The 422-nt window shown below is 42.2% G+C and carries 1 protein-coding gene; it reads left to right on the forward strand.

Annotated features, from left to right (window positions below; translation table 11 throughout):
• The coding region (locus J7R07_RS08040) for a CobW family GTP-binding protein (protein ID WP_281384553.1) at nucleotides 1-422 on the forward strand (422 nt) is incomplete at both ends.

Below are 422 nucleotides of genomic sequence, written 5' to 3' on the forward strand. Positions count from 1 at the left end.
GCTGTACCGTACGCGGCGATCTTATTCGCATTCTAGAAAGTCTGATGCGACGCTCTCACCGATTTGATGCTATCATTATAGAAACAACAGGGCTTGCTGATCCGGTTCCTGTTGCACAAACTTTTTTTATGGATGATACGGTGAATACAAAAACAGCTCTCGACAGTGTCATAGCAGTCGTTGATGCAAAGCATCTTTCACTCCAACTTAAAAAAAGCCGAGAAGCTGAAGAGCAAATTGCCTTCGCTGATATCATTCTTTTAAATAAGATTGATCTTGTAAGTGTAAAAGAACGTGCACAGGCTGAATCACTCATTCTGGCAATTAATCCACGAGCTGTGATTTATGCAACAGAGCGTACGAACATCCCTCTTGATAAACTCCTCGATCGTGGTTCATTTGACCTCCAACGTGTTTTAGAG

This window comes from Bartonella phoceensis (assembly GCF_902825145.1).
Taxonomy (GTDB): domain Bacteria; phylum Pseudomonadota; class Alphaproteobacteria; order Rhizobiales; family Rhizobiaceae; genus Bartonella; species Bartonella phoceensis.